General features: G+C 44.9%; 19 protein-coding genes. 18 read left to right on the top strand and 1 reads right to left on the bottom strand.

What is annotated here, in order from left to right; translation table 11 throughout:
* The first annotated feature begins 158 nt into the window (after positions 1-158).
* From rsfS to ACRD7A_RS12975, 7 genes are all read left to right on the top strand, one after another.
* Positions 159-530: a ribosome silencing factor gene (rsfS, locus tag ACRD7A_RS12945; protein WP_430811505.1), complete on the top strand. Its 372-nt coding sequence runs from the start codon at positions 159-161 to the stop codon at positions 528-530.
* Between the two features lie 15 nt (positions 531-545).
* Positions 546-2,561, top strand: coding sequence for an ATP-dependent zinc metalloprotease FtsH (ftsH, locus tag ACRD7A_RS12950; RefSeq protein ID WP_430811506.1), 2,016 nt, complete (start codon positions 546-548; stop codon positions 2,559-2,561).
* Positions 2,554-3,195, top strand: a complete 642-nt coding sequence (locus ACRD7A_RS12955; protein ID WP_430811507.1) for a LutC/YkgG family protein — start codon at positions 2,554-2,556, stop codon at positions 3,193-3,195. The genes ftsH and ACRD7A_RS12955 overlap by 8 nt, the downstream gene beginning before the upstream one ends.
* 55 nt (positions 3,196-3,250) lie before the next feature.
* Positions 3,251-4,060, top strand: a complete 810-nt coding sequence (locus tag ACRD7A_RS12960) for a phosphatidate cytidylyltransferase (protein WP_430811508.1) — start codon at positions 3,251-3,253, stop codon at positions 4,058-4,060.
* A 20-nt stretch (positions 4,061-4,080) separates the two neighbouring features.
* Positions 4,081-4,734 (top strand): phosphatidylserine decarboxylase family protein, encoded by a 654-nt coding sequence (locus ACRD7A_RS12965; protein ID WP_430811509.1) that lies wholly within the window; start codon positions 4,081-4,083, stop codon positions 4,732-4,734.
* 152 nt (positions 4,735-4,886) lie between these two features.
* A complete protein-coding gene (locus tag ACRD7A_RS12970) occupies positions 4,887-5,504 on the top strand; it encodes a cytochrome c oxidase subunit 3 (protein WP_430811510.1) in 618 nt (205 codons plus the stop codon).
* 23 nt (positions 5,505-5,527) lie between these two features.
* Complete coding sequence (locus tag ACRD7A_RS12975) at positions 5,528-5,794, top strand: hypothetical protein (protein ID WP_430811511.1); 267 nt, start codon at positions 5,528-5,530, stop codon at positions 5,792-5,794.
* A gap of 232 nt (positions 5,795-6,026) precedes the next feature.
* On the opposite strand, the gene ACRD7A_RS12980 is transcribed toward ACRD7A_RS12975, so the two are convergent.
* Positions 6,027-7,247 (bottom strand): uracil-xanthine permease family protein, encoded by a 1,221-nt coding sequence (locus ACRD7A_RS12980; protein ID WP_430811512.1) that lies wholly within the window; start codon positions 7,245-7,247, stop codon positions 6,027-6,029.
* A 170-nt stretch (positions 7,248-7,417) separates the two neighbouring features.
* Between ACRD7A_RS12980 and ACRD7A_RS12985 the strand changes: the two genes are divergently transcribed.
* The 11 genes from ACRD7A_RS12985 (at position 7,418) to ACRD7A_RS13035 (ending at position 19,883) form a co-directional block, all read left to right on the top strand.
* Positions 7,418-9,640, top strand: a complete 2,223-nt coding sequence (locus tag ACRD7A_RS12985; RefSeq protein WP_430811513.1) for an amino acid permease — start codon at positions 7,418-7,420, stop codon at positions 9,638-9,640.
* Positions 9,641-9,643: 3 nt separating this feature from the next.
* Positions 9,644-11,269 carry a hypothetical protein gene (locus ACRD7A_RS12990; protein WP_430811514.1) on the top strand — a complete coding sequence of 542 codons (1,626 nt, stop codon included), beginning with the start codon at positions 9,644-9,646 and terminating at the stop codon, positions 11,267-11,269.
* Positions 11,270-11,296: 27 nt separating this feature from the next.
* Complete coding sequence (locus ACRD7A_RS12995) at positions 11,297-12,724, top strand: glycosyltransferase (RefSeq protein WP_430811515.1); 1,428 nt, start codon at positions 11,297-11,299, stop codon at positions 12,722-12,724.
* A gap of 95 nt (positions 12,725-12,819) precedes the next feature.
* The gene (gene coaD, locus ACRD7A_RS13000) at positions 12,820-13,290 is read left to right on the top strand and encodes a pantetheine-phosphate adenylyltransferase (protein WP_430811516.1); all 471 of its coding nucleotides are present in this window, start codon (positions 12,820-12,822) and stop codon (positions 13,288-13,290) included.
* Positions 13,291-14,745, top strand: coding sequence for a TlpA family protein disulfide reductase (locus tag ACRD7A_RS13005; RefSeq protein ID WP_430811517.1), 1,455 nt, complete (start codon positions 13,291-13,293; stop codon positions 14,743-14,745). It abuts the gene before it with no gap.
* Positions 14,746-14,817: 72 nt separating this feature from the next.
* Entirely contained in the window at positions 14,818-15,213 is a 396-nt protein-coding gene (locus tag ACRD7A_RS13010) for a type III secretion system chaperone family protein (RefSeq protein ID WP_430811518.1), read from the top strand.
* Between the two features lie 9 nt (positions 15,214-15,222).
* Positions 15,223-15,924 carry a PspA/IM30 family protein gene (locus ACRD7A_RS13015; RefSeq protein WP_430811519.1) on the top strand — a complete coding sequence of 234 codons (702 nt, stop codon included), beginning with the start codon at positions 15,223-15,225 and terminating at the stop codon, positions 15,922-15,924.
* A gap of 1 nt (position 15,925) precedes the next feature.
* Positions 15,926-16,471, top strand: a complete 546-nt coding sequence (locus tag ACRD7A_RS13020; RefSeq protein ID WP_430811520.1) for a DUF4178 domain-containing protein — start codon at positions 15,926-15,928, stop codon at positions 16,469-16,471.
* Positions 16,472-16,520: 49 nt separating this feature from the next.
* Positions 16,521-17,354: a hypothetical protein gene (locus tag ACRD7A_RS13025; RefSeq protein ID WP_430811521.1), complete on the top strand. Its 834-nt coding sequence runs from the start codon at positions 16,521-16,523 to the stop codon at positions 17,352-17,354.
* Between the two features lie 23 nt (positions 17,355-17,377).
* Positions 17,378-18,247 (top strand): DUF350 domain-containing protein, encoded by an 870-nt coding sequence (locus ACRD7A_RS13030; protein ID WP_430811522.1) that lies wholly within the window; start codon positions 17,378-17,380, stop codon positions 18,245-18,247.
* Between the two features lie 82 nt (positions 18,248-18,329).
* Positions 18,330-19,883, top strand: coding sequence for a polyamine aminopropyltransferase (locus tag ACRD7A_RS13035; protein ID WP_430811523.1), 1,554 nt, complete (start codon positions 18,330-18,332; stop codon positions 19,881-19,883).
* Position 19,884 lies beyond the last annotated feature (1 nt).

Consider the following 19,884-nt stretch of genomic DNA (forward strand, 5'->3'; position numbering starts at 1 on the left):
GGCAAAAATAGGTGTTTAATATTTTCTAAAAGTAGTATCTTTGAGCAAAAGTATGCTTTGGCATGTTAACCATAGGGATAGCGCAAGGCCATGGCAACTGCGCTTTTGATCGCAACCCAGAAACTTAAAATTAAGCAAAGGACTAGAGTACATTGCCAATGAAGGACCTAAATTATTCTGCTAAAAAGCTGGCAGATGCCATTGTTGAGGGGATGCAGGAGAAGAAGGGCATGAATATTGCCATCCTGGACCTATCAGAATTAGATAACACAATATGTCAGTATTTTGTGATTTGTGAAGGAGAGAGTACTACACAAGTTGATGCGATTGCTGATGGTGTTGAGGAGTATGTGCGCGAGCACCTGGGCGATAAACCCAATCACACTGAGGGACGAGAAAATGCACTGTGGGTATTAATGGATTATTTCGACGTTGTGGTGCACGTCTTTCATAAGCAACAGCGTGATTTTTATAACCTGGAAGGCTTGTGGGCCGATGCTAAGCGTACCAATATTGAAAACCTATTTTAACTAGAACGTAAACAAATGTCAAACGGAAAACCGAATACACCGGGAAGCGATAAGGATAAGCCTAAATTCCCGAAGTTCAATCTTTACTGGGCCTATGCACTCATTGCCATCGCACTAATTTTGGTCAGCCGCATGGACTTTGGGCAGGGGCCGCATAAAATTTCATACAGCGAGTTTAAAAAAGAGATATTAACGGGTGGTGATATTGATAACATTATAGTCATCCGTAATGAGGGGGTTGCGGAGGTTACTATTCAGAAGGAGAAACTGGATAAATACAAGCATCTTTTTAATGAAAATTTAACTAATTCGGGGCCAGCTACTGAGGGCCCACATTTTATCTTTAACCTATCTACAATTGATAAGTTTGATGAAGCACTGGCAGCCGCTGAAGCTGAGCAAGGGGAAAGTATACCGGTTGATTATGAGACCCGAACGGACTTTCTGGGTGAATTTTTCACCTTTATGTGGCCCCTATTGCTCTTAGTCGCTATTTGGGTGTTCATCTTTCGCCGCATGGGTGCGCAAGGGGGTGCCGGTGGAGGTGGCAACATCTTTAATGTAGGTAAGTCCAAAGCACGCATGTTCGATAAAGAGTCGGATATAAACGTTAATTTTAAAGATGTGGCAGGCCTGGTTGAGGCCAAGCAAGAGCTGGAGGAAATTGTTTCCTTCTTGCGCAAGCCCGAAAAATACACCGAGTTGGGAGGTAAGATACCCAAAGGTGCATTGCTGGTAGGACCTCCGGGAACTGGTAAAACCTTATTAGCCAAGGCTGTGGCAGGTGAAGCTAACGTGCCTTTCTTCAGCATGTCAGGTTCTGATTTTGTGGAGATGTTTGTGGGTGTTGGTGCCAGCCGTGTGCGCGATTTGTTTAAGAAGGCCAAAGAGAAAGCACCTTGTATTGTTTTTATTGATGAGATCGATGCCATTGGAAGGGCACGTGGGAAGAGTCCTAACATGGGTGCCAACGATGAGCGGGAAAATACACTGAACCAGTTGCTGACCGAAATGGATGGTTTTGGGACCAACAGTGGAGTTATTATACTGGCGGCCACTAACCGTGCTGATATTCTGGATCGTGCCCTGATGCGTGCCGGTCGTTTTGATCGTCAGATACATGTTGAGCTACCCGACCTGAAGGAGCGGAAGGCTATTTTTGAGGTGCATTTGCGTCCCCTGCGTTTGAGTAAAGATGTGGAGGGTGATTTTCTGGCCAAGCAAACACCGGGCTTTTCCGGTGCCGACATTGCCAACGTGTGTAACGAGGCAGCGCTGATAGCAGCTCGTAACAATAAAAAGATTGTAGAAAAGGATGATTTCTTAAGTGCTGTGGATCGCATTGTTGGCGGCCTTGAGAAAAAGAATAAGATCATTTCTAAGGATGAGAAAAAGGCTATTGCCTATCATGAGGCAGGTCATGCCACCATCAGTTGGCTACTGGAACATGCACATCCGCTGGTGAAAGTAACGATTGTTCCCCGGGGTAAGGCGCTGGGTGCTGCATGGTACTTGCCCGAAGAGCGTCAGCTAACGACGACCGAACAGATATTGGATGAGATGTGTTCGACGCTGGGAGGACGTGCCGCTGAAGAGATTATGTTTGGCCGCATTAGTACCGGAGCTCTTAACGATCTGGAGAAAGTGACGAAGCAGGCCTACGCTATGGTATCGTACTATGGTATGAGCACTAAGGTAGGTAACATTAGTTATTTCGATTCATCGGGTCAGAGCGATTATGCCTTTAGCAAGCCTTACAGCGAGAAAACGGCTGAGATAATGGATCAGGAAGTGGGTCGTATTATTGAAGAGCAGTACAAGCGCGCCAAAGAAATACTGGTTAAAAACCATGAGAAGCATAGCAAGCTGGCTGAACTGCTGCTCGAGAAAGAGGTGATCTTTAGCGAAGATTTGGAGAAGATCTTTGGTAAGCGTATCTCGGAGCATGTTATTCAGGAGGAAGATCTTGAAAAGGAAGGAGAGGATGAATCCAAACCGGCAGGTGAAACAAGCACCGAAGGAAATGAATAAACAGTTGAAGGACGATTCTGATAAGGCTCGGGCTAGTATATTGGCTCGTTTAAAGAAATCGTGTGATAATACAAGCGGACGAGTGCCCCGGCGGTGCTCGTCCGCTGCTTTTTTCCCGCAGCCCGATCCCTTGCTTGATACCTTTGTTGATGAGTTTAGAAAAATTAAAGGGCAGGTTTTCTTGTGCGAAGATGAGGACGAGCTGAAAAACCAGCTTCAGGCCTTACAGGATAAGAAGCAATGGAAGCACATAGCCTGTTGCGATAAGGCCTTACAAGAACTGCTGCCTGTTGCAATGCAACAGAGGCTTGCCAGCTCAATAGATAATGCTGAAGTGGGTATTACCACCTGCGAGTGTCTCATTGCGCGCACCGGATCAATCATGGTCAGCGCAGGGCAGGATTCAGGTCGTATGCTCCCTGTTTTTCCACCTGTTCATCTGGTAATTGCGCATCAGCAACAAATAGTACCTTTTTTGGATGAGGCGATTCAAAATTTCAAAGTTCGCCATGGCGGGAGCCTGCCTTCTCAGGCATGTGTGATAACAGGTCCCAGTCGGACGGCCGATATTGAAAAAACGCTTGTGATGGGGGCGCACGGTCCCAAAGAGCTTATCTTATTCATTCGATTGTAAGCTACATTTTCTTTTTTGGAAGGATATGTTAACTTTGCACCTCTAAAGACAATCGATGAATAATTTCGTACAACGCACAGTAACCGGAATCGTGTTCGTAGGGGCAGTAGCCGGTTCAATATATATCCATCCTTTGGCCTTTTTTCTGGTATGCCTACTGGTAGCTGTTGTCGGAATGTTAGAATTAGGTCGTTTACTTCAAATAAAATATGGTAATCTCAATCTTGTTCCTGCACTTATTTTAGGAATAACTTTTCAGATGCTGGTTTTTCTTGATACCCAGGGATATATGGATAGAAGTGGTTATGTGGTGTTGATGCCTTTGATATGGCTGCCTTTTGTTTATGAGCTTTTCAAAGGTGGAGAAAATCCCTTTCAACGTATTGCCATAAGCCTGATGGTACCTGTATATGTGGCTCTGCCTCTGTCCTTTTTGTTCCTTACCGGATGTGTTAATGGTAGCTTTCAACCGATAATATTACTGGGCTTCTTCATTCTAGTATGGAGTAACGATAGCGGAGCCTATCTCGTAGGTGTCACCTTGGGTCGCCATAAGTTATTCGAGCGTATTTCACCCAAAAAAACATGGGAAGGATTTTTCGGGGGAGTTCTCTTTACCCTTGCCGCGGCTTTTATTATCGCGAGCATAAGCGATGCGGCCTCCTTGTATGTGTGGATGGGAGCAGGACTTATCGTCTCAGTTTTTGGTACATTGGGCGATTTGGTGGAGTCGATGCTTAAGCGCAATGTGGGAATTAAAGATTCGGGTTCTGTATTACCCGGGCATGGTGGTGTGCTTGATCGTTTCGACGGTGTTTTATTTGCAGCCCCTATGGTTTTTGCACTTTTTGTTTTATTTGCATAACAGATTAAGAATTAGAACTAATGACAATTCATAAAGAAGGATACGGAACACTCATGGTAGTGCTGGCTGTACTGCTGGCCTTGAATGCCGGTATTTATTTTGTAGCCGGTGTGGCTGTTACTAAGGTAAGCGCACTGCTTGCATTTATTATTTTTGCCTTGGTGCTTAATTTCTTTCGCAATCCACGGCGCGATGCCATGATAAAGGACGGCGCCATCATAGCACCTGCCGATGGTAAAATCGTAGCTATTGAAGAGGTAGAAGAGGATGAGTATTTGAAAACAAAATGCTTACAGGTGTCTATTTTTATGTCTGTATTCAATGTTCATATCAATTGGTTTCCCATTAAAGGGGTGGTGAAGTATTTTCGTCATCACAACGGACGCTTTATGGCAGCTTATCTGCCTAAATCATCTACGGAAAACGAGCGAACAAGCGTAGTGCTGGAAAACAGTAACGGTACGCAGATATTAGTGCGTCAGGTAGCTGGTGCAATGGCGCGCCGCATTGTATGTTATGCCGAGGAGGAAAAAACTGTTGCACAGGGGCAGCAAATGGGTTTTATTAAGTTTGGTTCGCGTGTGGATCTATACCTGCCGCTGGGTACGCGTATCGACGTGGAGCTGGAACAAAAAGTTACCGGACGCCAAACAATACTGGGCTGGTTAAAATAAGCCTTTCCGAAGATATTTTTTGAGAGCCATCCTTTTGGGGTGGCTCTTTTTTTGGTGGCTCTACAACCAATGGTGGGTAAAATTGTTATTAACAGGCAACGCTAAGTTTGTAAGGTATAATTTATTAGCGCTATCATCCTAAACAGTATTATATGAATCAGTCACTATCTATGTCAGGAAATCTATCCAAGCCCCGGGAAGCAACCTTAAGCGGCGTGGGGCTCTTTATTTTTATTGAGTTATTGCTTTTCGCCGGGTTCTTTTTGTTATACGGCGTATATCGGTATAAAAATGTGATAGCCTTCGATCTGGCAGCGGGTGAGTTAAGTATTACATCCGGTTTCGTAAATACACTTATTATTTTAGCGGGGAGCCTGACAATGGCTTTTAGTGGAGTAGCCATTCGCAAAGGCAATAAGATGACTACCTTATTCTGGCTGCTCACCACCCTGTTTATGGGCTTTATGTTTATTGTTAATCGTTATTTCGAATGGAAGGGCAGGGTGGATTTTGGCCTGTTTCCGGGTAGTGAAGAATTAACACGCCTGGGACATGGTGATGTAATGTTTTATGGCCTGTATTTTTTTATGACCGGCTTACATCTTATCCATCTGTTAATTGGTTTTGCGACCCTTATTTATGTAACCACAAAGGTGAATAACAATGATTTGCATAAAAACGACTATGCCGTACTGGATAAAACAGGTAGCTATTGGCATCTGGCTACCTTAATATGGTTGCTGGTCTTTCCTTTATTTTATTTAATGTAAATTTCTAAAAGCGATTTCATACCATGGATAAACAAGCAACGGTATCTGCAAAAACTTACATATGGGTTGCCTTATTGCTGGTGGCTCTCACGATTATATCAACCATCCTGAGTTCTTTAAATCTCGGTTACCTCAATGATCTTATGGCTGTTGGTGTGGCTGTGCTCAGTGCCCTTATTGTACTCTCTAAGTTTATGAATATAAAACTGAATGGTGGCTATGCACGCCTCTTATTTGCCGGTGTTATGGCCATGGCCTTATTGATATTTTTTGTCGCCTTTGTGGGCTAAGTTCAGGTTGATCCATAATCAAACCGCTTCACTAATAGAAGTGTTGATTCATTCACTGTAGAATTTATCAATGTCGCTTCTTTCTATAATTAAGGCAAGTCTCTCAATTGGGCTTCACTATTTTGAAATAACCAAGTATGTGAAGTCGATATCAGTCATTAAAAAAGCCCTTCCCTTCAAGTATTACAAGGAAGGAAGGGCTTATATAGATTGCAATGTGTTTTAATGTGGGCTATTCATGCTCCTCATCAATATGTACAGGCTTTGACCTATCGGGCAGTATCAGGTTCAGTATAACACCTACCATGGAGGCCAGACCAATACCGGCCAGCGAGAAGTTTCCGAATTCGATTACAGCACCGCCAATGCCCACGGTTAGTATGATGGACACAATCACCTGGTTGCGCGTTTTGGTAAGATTGGCTTTTGATTCAACCAGGGTACGAATACCCACGCTGGCAATCATACCAAACAGTAGCAGCATAATACCACCCAGTACCGCTTGCGGGATAGATTTTAACAAACCACTAATTTTACCTATCACCGAAAAACAGATGGCTGTAATGGCGGAGATGCGCAAAATTTTTGGATCGGTTATTTTGGTCAGGGAGATGGCTCCTGTTACCTCCGAATAAGTGGTGTTGGGCACACTACCAATAATGGCAGCAAATGAGGTGGCAATACCGTCACCCAGCATGGTGCGGTGCAATCCCGGATCTTTTACAAAGTTTTTATTGGCTACGGCGCCAATGGCATACATATCCCCCACATGCTCAATAAGCGGTGCTATGGCTACGGGGATCATATAAACGATCGCTTTCCAGCTCCACTCCGGCATAACAAAGGGGGGAAGACTTATCCAGTCTGCCTCCACAATGGGTGTGTAATCTACCCTGCCCAATATCATTGATAGCGCATAACCAGCAACAATACCCATAAAAACCGGAATGAGTTTGATGAGTCCTTTGGTGTAGATCACTACGAGCACGGCTGTGAGTAACGATACCACGGCAATCAGCCAGTCTGTTTTAGCCATGTCTACACCGGCTGATGCAAGCGATAAACCTATCACCATAATGACAGGGCCTACCACCACTGAGGGGAATAACCGTTCTATAAAACCTAGTCCGCGTACCTTGATCAGGGCTGATACACTGATGTAGACAAAGCCTACAGCGATTAATCCCGATAGGGTGCCGGCAAGGCCGAATAACTTGGTAGCTTCTACAATGGGAGCAATAAAGGCAAAGCTACTGCCCAGGTACACCGGTACCTTTCCCTTGGTAATTAAATGGAACAGCAGGGTGCCGACACCTGCCGAGAATAATGCAATGGAGGGGTCAATGCCCACCAGCAAGGGTACTAATACAGTGGCGCCAAAGGCCACGAAAAGAAATTGAATACCAATGACGATCTGCTTGCTAAGGTGCATCGATGGTTTTGATTGCTTCATAATGATGATAACGTTATGTGTTTGACGGCGCAAAATTAAGAATATCATGCTAAATCAAGGTATACTAATTCATATTTAGTGACTTTCTCCCTAAGAATGAATTGTGGTAAAACGATTTTTTGGGTGTCACGATTAAAAATATTAGGTTTGTTTAAGTTGATCAATATTATATGCGAAAATCACTAACGAATCCTAACGCCGGTTTTGGTGCCACGGCGGTGTTTATGACCGCCATCTCCACCATTTTGGGCGCGATTCTTTTTTTACGCTTTGGATACGCCCTGGCCAATGTTGGACTGGGGGGCTTGCTGGCCATTATACTTATTGGTCATATTGTTACGGTACCCACGGCCCTGGCGGTAGCTGAAATAGCTACCAATCAACGAGTTCAGGGAGGAGGCGCATATTACATTATTTCCCGATCGTTCGGACTGAATATTGGCGGTGCCATTGGTCTGGCACTTTACCTGTCGCAAGCTGTAAGCGTGGCTTTCTATATTATTGCCTTTGGAGAGGCTTTTGACCCACTTATCCCCTATTTGCCTTTTGAGGTGGAGCCATTAATGTTTAAAAAGATGGTCACTTTGGTATTGATGACCATCCTGGCCGTAGTAGTGGTTCTGCGCGGTGCCAACATTGGTATGAAGGCCCTTTATGGCGTAGTTATTTTACTCTTTATATCCATTATTTTCTTTTTGCTGGGTAAGCCGGTTAGCGAGGGCATTGAGGTAAGTTATAATAATACGATTAGTGGGGGCGATAATTTTTTCTTTGTGTTTACCATTATCTTTCCTGCATTCACAGGCATTGCTGCCGGATTGGGTCTTTCAGGAGATCTTAAGGATCCTAAGAAGGCCATTCCCCGGGGCACCCTTTTAGCAACGCTCACCGGTATGATCGTTTATGTGATAGTGGCTTTTAAACTAGCTGCTTCTGCCACTCCGCAGGATATGCAGAATGATCAGCTGATTATGGCTCGTATTGCCGTGTGGGGTCCCATCATACCCGTAGGCTTGGCGGCTGCCTGTCTGTCATCGGCCATCGGATCGCTGCTGGTTGCGCCCCGAACCCTACAGGCCATAGGCTTTGACTGTATTTTACCTTTCGAAAACTTTAATAACTGGATTGCCCGGGGGCGTGAGAATGACAATGAGCCCATCAACGGCAGTATTATCACCATTGCCATTGCTTATTTTTTCATCATCATTGGCGATGTGGATTTTGTGGCAGAGATTATCTCCATGTTCTTCATGATTACCTATGGTTTTATCTGCCTTATCTCTTTTCTGGAACATTTCGCCGCCGATCCCTCCTACCGACCCACTTTTAAGTATAACCGGTGGTATTTCTCCTTGCTGGGTGCTATCTTGTCATTCTGGCTCATGTTTCAGATGAAATGGACTTATGCGGCGCTGGCATCCCTGATGATGGCATTAAGCTACTATTTTATCACGGTGGCTAATCCTGAGCGTCAAGGACTTGAGAAGCTGTTTAAAGGCGTTGTGTTTCAGCTGAGCAGGCAGATACAGATATTTGTTCAAAGGGCCAATAAGGATGAGCAGGAAGGTCATTGGCGTCCCTTTGCGATTTGTGTATCTGAGGATTCATTTAAGCGACAGGCGGCCTTTGATCTGTTACGCTGGGTGTGTTACAAACATGGCTTTGGTACCTATATTCATTTTATAAAAGGCTTCCTTACAAAAGATACCTATGCCGAGTCTCAGGCGGTTCTCAAACGACTCATTCATCAATCTGAGGGTAGTCAAAGCCGCCTTTACCTCGACACCATTATCAGCCCCTCCTATACTTCGGCCATTGCACAGGTGATACAGTTGTCGGGTATTAGTGGAAAGGGTAATAACCTCATCTTATTTGAGTTCTCGAGAAGTAATCCTGAGGCTTTACGACATGCTTTGGGTAATTACGAGTTGTTTGAGGCCACAGAATTTGATGTGTGTGTGCTCAACTCGTCCTATAAAGGATTTGGTTATAAGCGCGAGATTCATGTGTGGATTAGTGCGCTCGATTTCAGAAATGCCAACCTGATGATATTGCTGGCCTATATTATTTCGGGTCATCCCGAATGGCGCAATGCTACCATTCGCATATTTGCTACCTTCCCCGAGAATCAGATTGAGAAGCAACGAAAGAGGCTGCTGGAACTTATACAGGAAGGGCGCCTGCCAATTTCACCGGCCAATGTTGTGTTTTTGCCCATGAGTGGCACGCAGACAACGCACGAAATAATTATGAAGCACAGCGCTGATGCAGATCTCGCCATTGTGGGTTTTAAACCTGAACGAGTGAAGGAAAACCCGGATTTACTTATTGAGTATGGCGACATGGGCAACGTGTTGTTTGTTAATACCTCACACAAAAAAGATATTAAATAAGTCATGAAAGAAAAGTGCCAGTCAGCGCCAAATTTTTTCGATACCATTGAACGAGTGTGCAAGAGTCGTCAGCTTGTTATCGTTGGATTTATTATGGCCGCTTTTACATTATTATCTTTGTTGCTTTTTAACATGCGGGTAAGTGAAGGAGGCGATGACAGTACCTATATTATTCGTGCCGTTAATTTTATTAACGATGGGGCCTACCCTTCTTTCCAGGGGCCACTGTATCCTGTTTTTCTGTCTTTCTTTGTGGCCATTTTTGGTCTTAACCTGGGCGTGCTAAAGCTTTCATCACTGCTTCTGATGGTGGCCGGCATATGGTTTTTTTACCGCGTGTTTAGGGAACGTATACCCTATGTAGTGCTGTTTGGTACTTTGTTAATAACCAGTTTTAGTAGTTTTTATATTTATTTTAGCAGCCAAACCTATAGCGAAGCGCTCTTTATACTGCTGCAACTGCCGGTTTTCGGGTTTGTGTTTAAGTTGGATGAGCGTAAAGACAATCAACCGGCCTGGACTTTATTGCTGGGGCTCAGTCTGGCTATATTAGCCACTTACCTTACGCGTACCGTGGGGGTCGGAGCGCTCATTGCCGTATTGATCTTTTTTATCTTTCGTAAGCGCTACAAGGAAGGATTACTGGTAGCGGGCGGATTTGTGGTGTTACTTTTCTTATTTCTGCTTCTAAAAAGCGCCATTTGGCACAATGGTTTTTTTGATAGTGGTCAGGCCAGTACACTTCTCTATAAGCACCCTTATCAGATGGATCAGGGCAAGGAAACGCTGGGTGGTTTTTTGGGTCGTTTTATCGATAATTCAAACCTGTATCTGTCGAAGCACTATCTGCGTATGACCGGTCTGCGGGCTGCAGAGGTAAAATCGGTAAACGGGGTTTTTACCCTTGTTTTGTATTTCCTGTTTATCCTTGGTAGCATCAGGGCCTTTAAAAGGGATAGCTACCTCTTTTTCACCGCGCTATACACTGCGGTTATGTTGGGTATCACCTTCGTTGTGTTGCAAAAGCTGTGGGATCAATACCGATTGATAGTGCCCTTTTTTAGTTTTATGACCCTGATATTACTCTATGGAATCTACGGCTTGGCTGCTTATCGTAAAAGCCAATGGCCCGGGCGTATGGTAATGGCTCTGGTGATATTTTGCTGTGGCAGTACTTTGCTGCATAGCTTCGCCAGCGTTGATCTTTTAACGCTGCGTAAGAACCTAAAGGGCGATCTTTATGAGGGATATACCGATGATTGGCGGAATTACCTTTCAATGGCCGAATATGTGGGTGATGAACTGCCAGAAGAGGCCTATGTTGCTGTTCGAAAACCCAATATGGCACGAATCTATGCGGGGGGCAAGAAGTTTTACGGTATTTACCGCTACGATACTGACGATCCGGATCTGCTCTTACAGCGTTTGCGCGATCGTAAGGTAAGCCACGTTATAATGGCCAGCCTGCGTAAGAATCCTAATATTAATAATGGACAGACCATCAATACCATACAGCGTTATTTGTATATAGTATCTAAAAAATATCCTGAACTGTTTAGGTTAGAGCATCAGATCGGTAGCGTTGAGCCTTCTTACCTTTTCAGGATTGATTATGGCGTTGTAGAATAAGGTATTTTTAACAGAGAGTTAGAATATATGAAAGTGAATGAAGAGCGGAGAGCCTATTTTGAATCCAGGGCTGACAATTGGGTGAAGTATCGCAAACGGCGGGCTTATTACTGGGATTCCATCACGCGTTACTGCAATTACTACATTCATGAGGAGAGCTCAGTTTTGGAGATTGGCTGCGGGTCGGGTGAGCTTTTGGCGGCTATCAACGGGCGGTCTAAGGTGGGTATTGATTTTTGTGCACCCATACTAGAGCAGGCAAGGGAGCAGTTTCCACACCTCGATTTTCACCTGATGGCAGCCGAGAATATTCAACTGAACCAACAGTTCGATGTTATTATCCTCTCTAATCTAATAGGTGTTATCGATGATATTGAACATGTCTTCAACGAACTGAAGAAAGTGTGTCACGAACAAACCCGTATCATTGTAACTTATTACAACCGACTGTGGGAGCCCGTTATCACGCTGGCCGAGTGGCTGCGTATTAAAAAGCCTACGCCTGAGCAGAACTGGTTGTCAGCAGGCGATATTGCCAATCTGCTTTACCTGGCTGGCTTTGATGCCTACAAGAAAAATCGCAGTATGCTCTTGCCCTATCGCATACCCGTGTTATCGTGGTGTCTCAACCGCATCGTTTCGCGTCTTCCTTTTTTTCAGCTATTGGGTCTCAATCAGTTTGTTTTTGCCCGGCCTTTTCCTCCGCGCCTGTCGCAGTCCGAGGTCGATCAGCGTTATTCGGTGTCGGTGGTTGTGCCTGCGCGTAACGAGAGTGGCAATATAGAATCTGCTATCCGGCGCACACCGGCGATGGGTAAGTTCACCGAGTTGATTTTTGTAGAAGGAAATTCAACCGACGATACCTGGGACACCATTCAGCGTATGGCGCTTAAATACGGCGATTCGCATCGTATTAAAATTATGCAGCAGGAAGGAAAGGGTAAGGGCGATGCGGTTCGCAAGGGGTATGCTGCGGCCGAAGGTGATATTCTGATGATTCTGGATGCCGATCTTACCGTGCCTCCTGAAGATTTACCTAAGTTTTATAATGCCATAACCCGTGGCAGGGGCGAGTTTATCAACGGCGTGCGACTGGTTTATCCCATGGAGAAGAATGCCATGCGATCGCTGAATACCATTGGTAATCATTTTTTCTCGCGCCTGTTTAGCTGGATACTGGAGCGCCCCATCAAAGATACCCTTTGTGGTACCAAGGTAATGTTTCGCAAGGATTATGTAAAGCTGGCCGCTAACCGTAAGTTCTTTGGCGACTTTGATCCCTTTGGTGATTTCGACCTTCTGTTTGGTGCCTATAAGCTCAACCTTAAGATTGTGGATTTGCCCATTCGTTATCGTGAACGAAAGTATGGCGACACGAATATATCACGTTTTAGCCATGGCTTTATATTACTGCGCATGGCTGCCTTTGCTGCGGCAAAAATTAAATTTTGGTAGAATAGGCGCTTTTAACTTGTTTAGGCAGCTATTTTTTCCAAATTTTACGCTCTTAACGTAGTTTTTCCCGAGGGATTAACTCAGAAAATTAAACCATGAAGATAGCAATCTTTCCCGGCTCGTTCGACCCCTTTACAGTAGGACATGAAGATGTTGTGCGACGCGGATTAAGCCTTTTTGATAAGATAATTATAGCTGTGGGCTATAACTCCAATAAAAAAGATTACTTCCCGCTGGAGGATCGGATGAAGTGGATCAGGGATGTGTTTGTGGATGATAAACGAGTGGAAGTAGCCAAGTACGAGGGGCTTACGGTGGATTTTGCCAAAGAGGTGGGATGTACTCATATATTAAGGGGTATTCGTACTGCAGCTGACTTTGAGTACGAACGTGCCATTGCGCAGGTGAATAAGGCCATGAGTGGTTTCGACTCCGTATTTTTATTAACTACACCTGAACATACTCCGGTGAACAGCTCCATTGTTCGTGATATTGTGAAGCATGGTGGTGATGCCGGTCAGTTTCTGCCGGAAGCCATTAAAATCAATCTTCAAAAGTACTTGTAGATGCGTACCCTTGCCTTTGTGTTCATGCTTTTGATTAGCAGCTTTGCGCTGGCGCAGTCCACATCGCAATGGGTGACGTTAAAGGGCAAAGCTCCCGAATATGCAGGATACAGCCTGGTGATGCGAAAAGTGGTGAACCCCATTTCGCGCGAAGAGGCTGACCTGATGGTGCTTCATGTTGACGAGCATGGGTATTTTCAGCAGCAGATTGAACTGTCAAATGTGGTTTATGCCAGCATTGATATGGGACGTTTTCTGGGGTATATCTATCTGGAGCCTGGACAGACCTATGAATTGGTGCTGCCGCCTTTTCAGCCCCGCAGCGATGCGGAACGGTTTAACCCTTATTTTGTGCCAGAGGTAATTGAACTTGGTATCGCCAATGAAGAAGCGCAGGTGCTTAACAAGCGAATGAAACGTTTTGATGAGCAGCTGAGCACCGCGTATAACGAAAATGCCGTGAGGGTATTTGCACGGAGCGATGTGCAGCGGGCAAACCACATTATTGAGGGGCTCGATAGCATCACCAAAGGATGCGATTATCTTCAAGAGTATAGCCGTTATGCCTATGGCGAATTACTCACCCTGGCCTATAAACGCAATAAACGTATGGCCATGCACCTCACCTTCAGTGGTGACTCCATCAATATGTTTATGCCAGCCTTTATTAAATCTTTTAATACGCTTTTTAAAGGCTTTTTTACTTATTATTTCTCGTCGAACAGGGGCGATGCCTTGCGCGATGCCTACAATCAAGGGGCAACTTTCGATAGTCTATCGTATCTCTTGCAGAAGGACACACTTTTTGCAAACCATGAGTTAGCCGATTTGGTACTGATGAAGGGTATGTATGATGCCTTTTATTCAGGGCGCTATGATGAGGAAAGAATTATTCAGCTCTACCGGCAGGCTGCTGAAACAGGTTCCAGACCTGATATCCGTAATATTGCACAAGGATTACACCGCAAAGTTACGTGGCTGCGCACGGGCAGTGCTGCACCCCCGTTTACCTTGTACAGACTTGATGGACGCGAGCGCTCCCTAAGTGATTATGAGGGTAAGTTTGTGTACCTTAATTTTATGCATACCAGTAATCATACCTGCAGGCAGGAGCTGGAGCTGCTGAATGTACTATCGAAACAGATGCGGCGCGAGATGATCATTGTTACCATTATTATGGATGAAGATCCTACGGCTGCACAAAAGCTGGTAAAAGAAAATAAGTACAAATGGGATTTTCTGCATTATATCGGTATGCCTAAGGTAGTGAGTGACTACCGTATTAAGGCGCTGCCCATGTATTTTGTGATTGATCCATCACAGAAGCTACGCTTAGTACCCGCACCATCGCCCACCGAAAGCTTTGCCCCCATTTTTATGGAAGCACAGCGCAGTTACCGTTACGAGCAATTGCGTAAGGACAGGCCCAGCGAGAAAAGTATTTATGACTTTTAGGGTCTTTTGTTAATAAACCCTTTTTAGTATATTTGGTTTCTTTCATGTACCAAATAATAACATCATACCATTATGAGTGAACATTTTCTAAAGGTAAAAGAGTATCTTCTTGACCTTGAATATCAAATTGTAAAGGAAGATCCGGCTGAAGAGTTGTTTGTAATCGAAAAGGAAGAGGAGGGCATCTCTAATCTTGTGATCGACTGCGAAGACTCCATCATCATCATCGAAGGTTTTCTAATTGATCTGGCGCAAGGATCAGCTGAAATTTACGAGTCATTGTTAAAGAAAAACCGTGAGATAGTGCATGGTGCTTTAGTGCTCGATGAAAGTGGGCGTAAGGTGATTTTCCGTGATACCTTGCAGCTGGAAACATTAGATATTAATGAGCTGGAGGCTAGTATTAACTCCTTAAAGCTGTTGATGTCGGAATATTCCAATGAATTAATTGAATTCTCAAAAGCATAAGAACGTTATATGGGTATTTTTAAAAGATTATTTAGAGTTGGACAGGCCGAAGCCAATGCGGCCATTGATAAATTGGAAGATCCGATTAAAATGACGGAACAGGGTATCCGTGATTTGAAAAAGGATCTGGATAAGAGCCTGCAAGCCCTGGCCGAGGTAAAAGCTTTGGCCATACGAAGTAAAAAAGAGCTGAGCGAGAATAAGTCAAAGGCTGCCAACTATGAGCAGAAAGCGATTCTGCTGATCGGCAAGGCCGAAAAAGGAGAGCTGGAAGTGGCAGAGGCCGACCGACTGGCTACCGAGGCATTGAGCCGTAAGGAGGAAGCACTGGAAAGTGCTCAGCGTGCTCAGGAAGAAGTAACTCGCTTTGATAATAACATAGCTGCCCTTGATAAAAATGTGAAGAAGCTGAAGAGCACCATTGCCAGCTACGAGAATGAGCTACGCACACTTAAGGCACGAGCACGTGTTAGCAATGCTACTCAAAAGATCAATAAGCAGCTGAGCGGCATCGATAGCTCAGGCACCGTATCCATGCTTGAGAAAATGAAGGAGAAGGTGGCCCAGGAGGAAGCTATGGCTGAAGCCTACGGCGAAATAAGCCTGGAAAGTAGAAGTGTTGATGATGAGATTGATGAGGTGCTATCTGATAAGCAGGTAAAGGCATCAAATTCACTGGAAGCCCTTAAGGCTAAGTTGAAACAACAATAAGATGGGATTATTAGATTTTTTTAAAAAGAAAGAATCTCATTATGACAGCACCAACATTCGGGTTCAGGACCTGGATGTTGGTTTTGTATTTGAATACGATCTTTCCACCTGGGTGGTAGAAGCCCTCTTCGAATATGACTGGGGTGATAATTATTTCACCCGCGAGTTTCAGGTGAGTAATGGTAGTGTAACGCGTTTTCTGGGTCTCGAAGAGGATGATGGCGTGCAACTGTCTATGATGGAGAAGAAGAAAATACGTGCCATCGATACAAACTTGCCCGAACATCTGATGGAAAAGCAGGAGCCACCTAAGAGAATATCTTACGCAGGGGTGGATTATTACCTGGAGAATGCAGCCGCAGGCTATTTTCATGATGTTGCCAAAGGTGATGTTTGGGAGGAGTTTCGTGCCTGGGATTTTGAAGATGAAGATGGGAAGCACCTCTTGTGCATTGAACAATGGGATGAACAGGAATTTGAGGCTGCTGTAGGCATCAGCTTGCAGGAATATGAAATAAGTAATATTCTGCCGGGCCAAAGCTACTAAAAGAGAGGGCCAGAGAGGCCGTGCATTTTGAATTTATAAGTAGGACACCATGAACAACGGAATAGCAAAAATCATTATTATCTTTATTATAGGTTTTTTTGTGCTTAAAACCTGTAACAACCGTTCTGATAACCGTTCCGACAGGCGGATGCAGGAACGTAGTGTAGCCATGAGCAGCTGGGAAAAGTCGCCGGTTGACGAGCTGATTAAAAAGTACAGTAGTGAACAAAATTTCTCCATCATCCTTCAGGATATGGATGCACGCGACAATAAGTATTACCATCAGTATAATGTCTTGGTGGAGCATCCTGATACAGTATTACACGAAGAGACAGGGTGGGAAACTGTAAGCGATCAGTTTTTTGCAGCTCATGTTAATAATATGGGTATGGAAATCGTCTCAAAAAAGGATGGTAAAGTATCTAAACAAGCCAGTCCGGCCGGTTACAACCATTATATTGGTAACGAACGTTACGGCCGCTGGACCGAGCGCAACGGTACTTCCTTCTGGGAGTTCTATGGGCAATATGCATTTATGTCGTCCATGTTTAACCTAATGGCTTATCCTGCCCGACGTTCCTATTACGACGATTATTACCGGGGAGGCTATTACGGTTCGCGTCCCTACTACGGACCATCGGGGCGGGGCGCTGTATATGGCACAAAAAACTATACGGCCTCCGGCACGGGTAAGAACAGCACCTGGGCGTCTAAGCCTTCATCTTTTAAGCAAAATGTACGCAGTCAGGTAGCACGTTCTTCGCAGGCTGGTTCATCGCGCTCATACTCCTCCGGATCGAGTTACAGTAATCGTAACAGTCGCAGTTCATCGCGCTACAGCCGCAGTTCATCACGCAGCCGCAGTGGTGGTTTTGGAAAATAATAAGCTCAGTAAAAGGAATAAATATGACATTATCAGATATTTCAACAATCTTATACGATGCCATCGTTTACATTACTGTTGGCTTCGTTATTTTTTATCTTGGCAAAGTAAGCTACCAATTGTTGCATCGCAGTTTTAATGTGAAGGAAGAGTTGGTGGAGAAAGATAACCTTGCTTTTTCATTTGCCCATGTAGGCTATTTTATTGGGCTGCTGGCCGCCATTGGTAGCGCCATCGTAGGTCCTTCGCGTGGTCTTCTACTCGATGTGCAGGATATTCTTATCTACGGACTGCTGGCCATCGTGCTGCTCAATATTTCAATATGGCTTACCGATAAGGTGTTGCTGCGTCGCTTTAGTGTTAAAAAAGAGATTATCGACGACCAGAATGTGGGCACCGGCGTAATTGAGGGTGCTGTGGCCATCGCCTCCGGACTCATTATCTTTGGGGCAGTAACCGGTGAGAGTGGCAACCTGCTACAGGGCCTTAGTTCTGCCGTGGTATTTTGGCTGGCCGGTCAAGGGGCTTTGTTTATTGCAGGAGTTGTGTATCAGTTCATCACCAGCTACGATGTACACGATCACATCGAAAAGGATAATGTGGCAGTTGGTGTTGGCTTTGCCGGTGCTTTAATCGCCATTGCCAACCTGATCAGACACGCCCTGATGGGAGATCTGGAAAGCTGGGGTGCTACTTTTGCAGAGGCAGGTTTTGAGCTGGCGCTGGGCATCATACTGTTGCCCGTTATGCGCTTTTTAACCGATAAGATACTACTACCTGGTCAGCGCCTGACGGATGAGATAATTAATCAGGAGCGGCCCAATGTGGGAGCGGCCATCATCGAAGCATTTGCCTATATTGGTGGTTCGGTGTTGATCACCTGGTGTTTGTAGCATTAAATTTTTAAGAGGGCATTTCAAAGGTAAATTGACTTTTGAAATGGCCTCATTTTATTGAGTACCTGACGTATTGTTCATGATACATATAACGAACAAGCACTCGGCCATCTTAAAAGCCGCCATTTTTGCCACCGGCTTTAGTGGTATTGTGGCCGAGTATCTTCTATCTACCCTGGCAACTTATTTTTTGGGCGATTCCATTTTTCAATGGGCCATGATTGTAAGCACCATGCTTTTTACCATGGGACTGGGCAGTCGCATCAGTAAGATGTTTCAAAAGCATTTGATTGAGAAATTTCTGATGCTGGAATTTGCCTTGTCTCTTATGGTTTCTTTCTCGCCTTTGATTGTATATATCGCCTCGGCTTATACAGCTTCGGTGGGCATCCTCATTTATGGATTCTGTATGGCCATTGGTACCCTTATCGGTATGGAAATTCCACTGGTGATGCGTATCAATGATGGTTACGAGGAATTGCGCGTGAATATTTCCAATGTGCTTGAGAAGGATTATTACGGCAGTCTGCTGGGAGGTGTTTTCTTCGCTTTCATTGGGCTTCCTATTATGGGACTAACCTATACGCCCTTCCTTTTGGGGCTGATTAATTTTGGGGTCGCCATCGGGGTTTACTATTTCCTGCGTCAACGCATTGCGCCGGCACAGAAAATGTGGTTGAAAACAGCCGTTATCATCCTGCTGCTTGGCATACCGGCCGGAGCTTATTGGGCGGATCCCATTATTCAGTATGGCGAACAGCAAAAATACAAAGACAAGGTGATATATGCCGAGCAGACCAGGTATCAGCGCATTGTCATCACACAGTGGAAGGATCATTTCTGGCTGTACCTCAATGGCAATCAGCAGTTGTGTACCATGGATGAACTGATGTATCATGAGCCTTTGGTGCATCCGGCCATGAGCCTGCATCCTAATCCCGAGAAGATATTGATATTAGGTGGTGGTGATGGCTGTGCGCTTCGTGAAGTGCTTAAATATGATGCGGTGAAAACAGTGAAACTCGTAGACCTGGATCCGGCTATGACCAATCTGGGTTTGGAGCATCCGCTTTTGTTGGACTTAAACAAGGGATCGATGAAGGATCCAAAGGTGGAGGTTATTAATGCCGACGGTTTTAACTATTTGGCTGATGCCACGGAATTTTTTGATGTCATAATCATTGATTTGCCCGATCCGCGCAGTGTGGAGTTGGGTCGTCTTTATTCAAGCGAATTTTATCAGATCTGCTATAAGCACTTGCGTCAGGAGGGGGTTATTGTAACGCAGGCCGGTAGTCCCTATTTTGCTACGCGAGCCTTTAACTGTGTTGTGAAAACCATGGAAGACGCTGGTTTTAATACGGTACCTATGCACAATCAGGTGATTACCCTGGGTGAGTGGGGCTGGTCGCTGGGGATTAAATCAACACGTGAGTTGGACTTGAAGAAGCACCTTCAAAAGCTGCACTTCGATGGCATTAATACACAGTGGCTGAACAACGATGCCATGCAGCTGATCACCTCTTTTGGCAAGGCTATTTATCCGGGCATAGATGACTCGGTACGGGTGAACCGCATTCATGATCCTGTGCTTTATAAGTATTATTTAAAAGGTAACTGGGACCTGTATTAAA

The organism is Carboxylicivirga longa, from assembly GCF_050589825.1.
GTDB classification, from domain to species: domain Bacteria; phylum Bacteroidota; class Bacteroidia; order Bacteroidales; family Marinilabiliaceae; genus Carboxylicivirga; species Carboxylicivirga longa.

Excerpts from the sequence above, each read along its gene's own strand:
- rsfS (WP_430811505.1), top strand. The coding sequence starts at position 159 with ATGAAGGACCTAAATTATTCTGCTAAAAAGCTGGCAGATGCCATTGTT.
- ftsH (WP_430811506.1), top strand. The coding sequence starts at position 546 with ATGTCAAACGGAAAACCGAATACACCGGGAAGCGATAAGGATAAGCCT.
- ACRD7A_RS12955 (WP_430811507.1), top strand. The coding sequence starts at position 2,554 with ATGAATAAACAGTTGAAGGACGATTCTGATAAGGCTCGGGCTAGTATA.
- ACRD7A_RS12960 (WP_430811508.1), top strand. The coding sequence starts at position 3,251 with ATGAATAATTTCGTACAACGCACAGTAACCGGAATCGTGTTCGTAGGG.
- ACRD7A_RS12965 (WP_430811509.1), top strand. The coding sequence starts at position 4,081 with ATGACAATTCATAAAGAAGGATACGGAACACTCATGGTAGTGCTGGCT.
- ACRD7A_RS12970 (WP_430811510.1), top strand. The coding sequence starts at position 4,887 with ATGAATCAGTCACTATCTATGTCAGGAAATCTATCCAAGCCCCGGGAA.
- ACRD7A_RS12975 (WP_430811511.1), top strand. The coding sequence starts at position 5,528 with ATGGATAAACAAGCAACGGTATCTGCAAAAACTTACATATGGGTTGCC.
- ACRD7A_RS12980 (WP_430811512.1), bottom strand. The coding sequence starts at position 7,247 with ATGAAGCAATCAAAACCATCGATGCACCTTAGCAAGCAGATCGTCATT.
- ACRD7A_RS12985 (WP_430811513.1), top strand. The coding sequence starts at position 7,418 with ATGCGAAAATCACTAACGAATCCTAACGCCGGTTTTGGTGCCACGGCG.
- ACRD7A_RS12990 (WP_430811514.1), top strand. The coding sequence starts at position 9,644 with ATGAAAGAAAAGTGCCAGTCAGCGCCAAATTTTTTCGATACCATTGAA.
- ACRD7A_RS12995 (WP_430811515.1), top strand. The coding sequence starts at position 11,297 with ATGAAAGTGAATGAAGAGCGGAGAGCCTATTTTGAATCCAGGGCTGAC.
- coaD (WP_430811516.1), top strand. The coding sequence starts at position 12,820 with ATGAAGATAGCAATCTTTCCCGGCTCGTTCGACCCCTTTACAGTAGGA.
- ACRD7A_RS13005 (WP_430811517.1), top strand. The coding sequence starts at position 13,291 with ATGCGTACCCTTGCCTTTGTGTTCATGCTTTTGATTAGCAGCTTTGCG.
- ACRD7A_RS13010 (WP_430811518.1), top strand. The coding sequence starts at position 14,818 with ATGAGTGAACATTTTCTAAAGGTAAAAGAGTATCTTCTTGACCTTGAA.
- ACRD7A_RS13015 (WP_430811519.1), top strand. The coding sequence starts at position 15,223 with ATGGGTATTTTTAAAAGATTATTTAGAGTTGGACAGGCCGAAGCCAAT.
- ACRD7A_RS13020 (WP_430811520.1), top strand. The coding sequence starts at position 15,926 with ATGGGATTATTAGATTTTTTTAAAAAGAAAGAATCTCATTATGACAGC.
- ACRD7A_RS13025 (WP_430811521.1), top strand. The coding sequence starts at position 16,521 with ATGAACAACGGAATAGCAAAAATCATTATTATCTTTATTATAGGTTTT.
- ACRD7A_RS13030 (WP_430811522.1), top strand. The coding sequence starts at position 17,378 with ATGACATTATCAGATATTTCAACAATCTTATACGATGCCATCGTTTAC.
- ACRD7A_RS13035 (WP_430811523.1), top strand. The coding sequence starts at position 18,330 with ATGATACATATAACGAACAAGCACTCGGCCATCTTAAAAGCCGCCATT.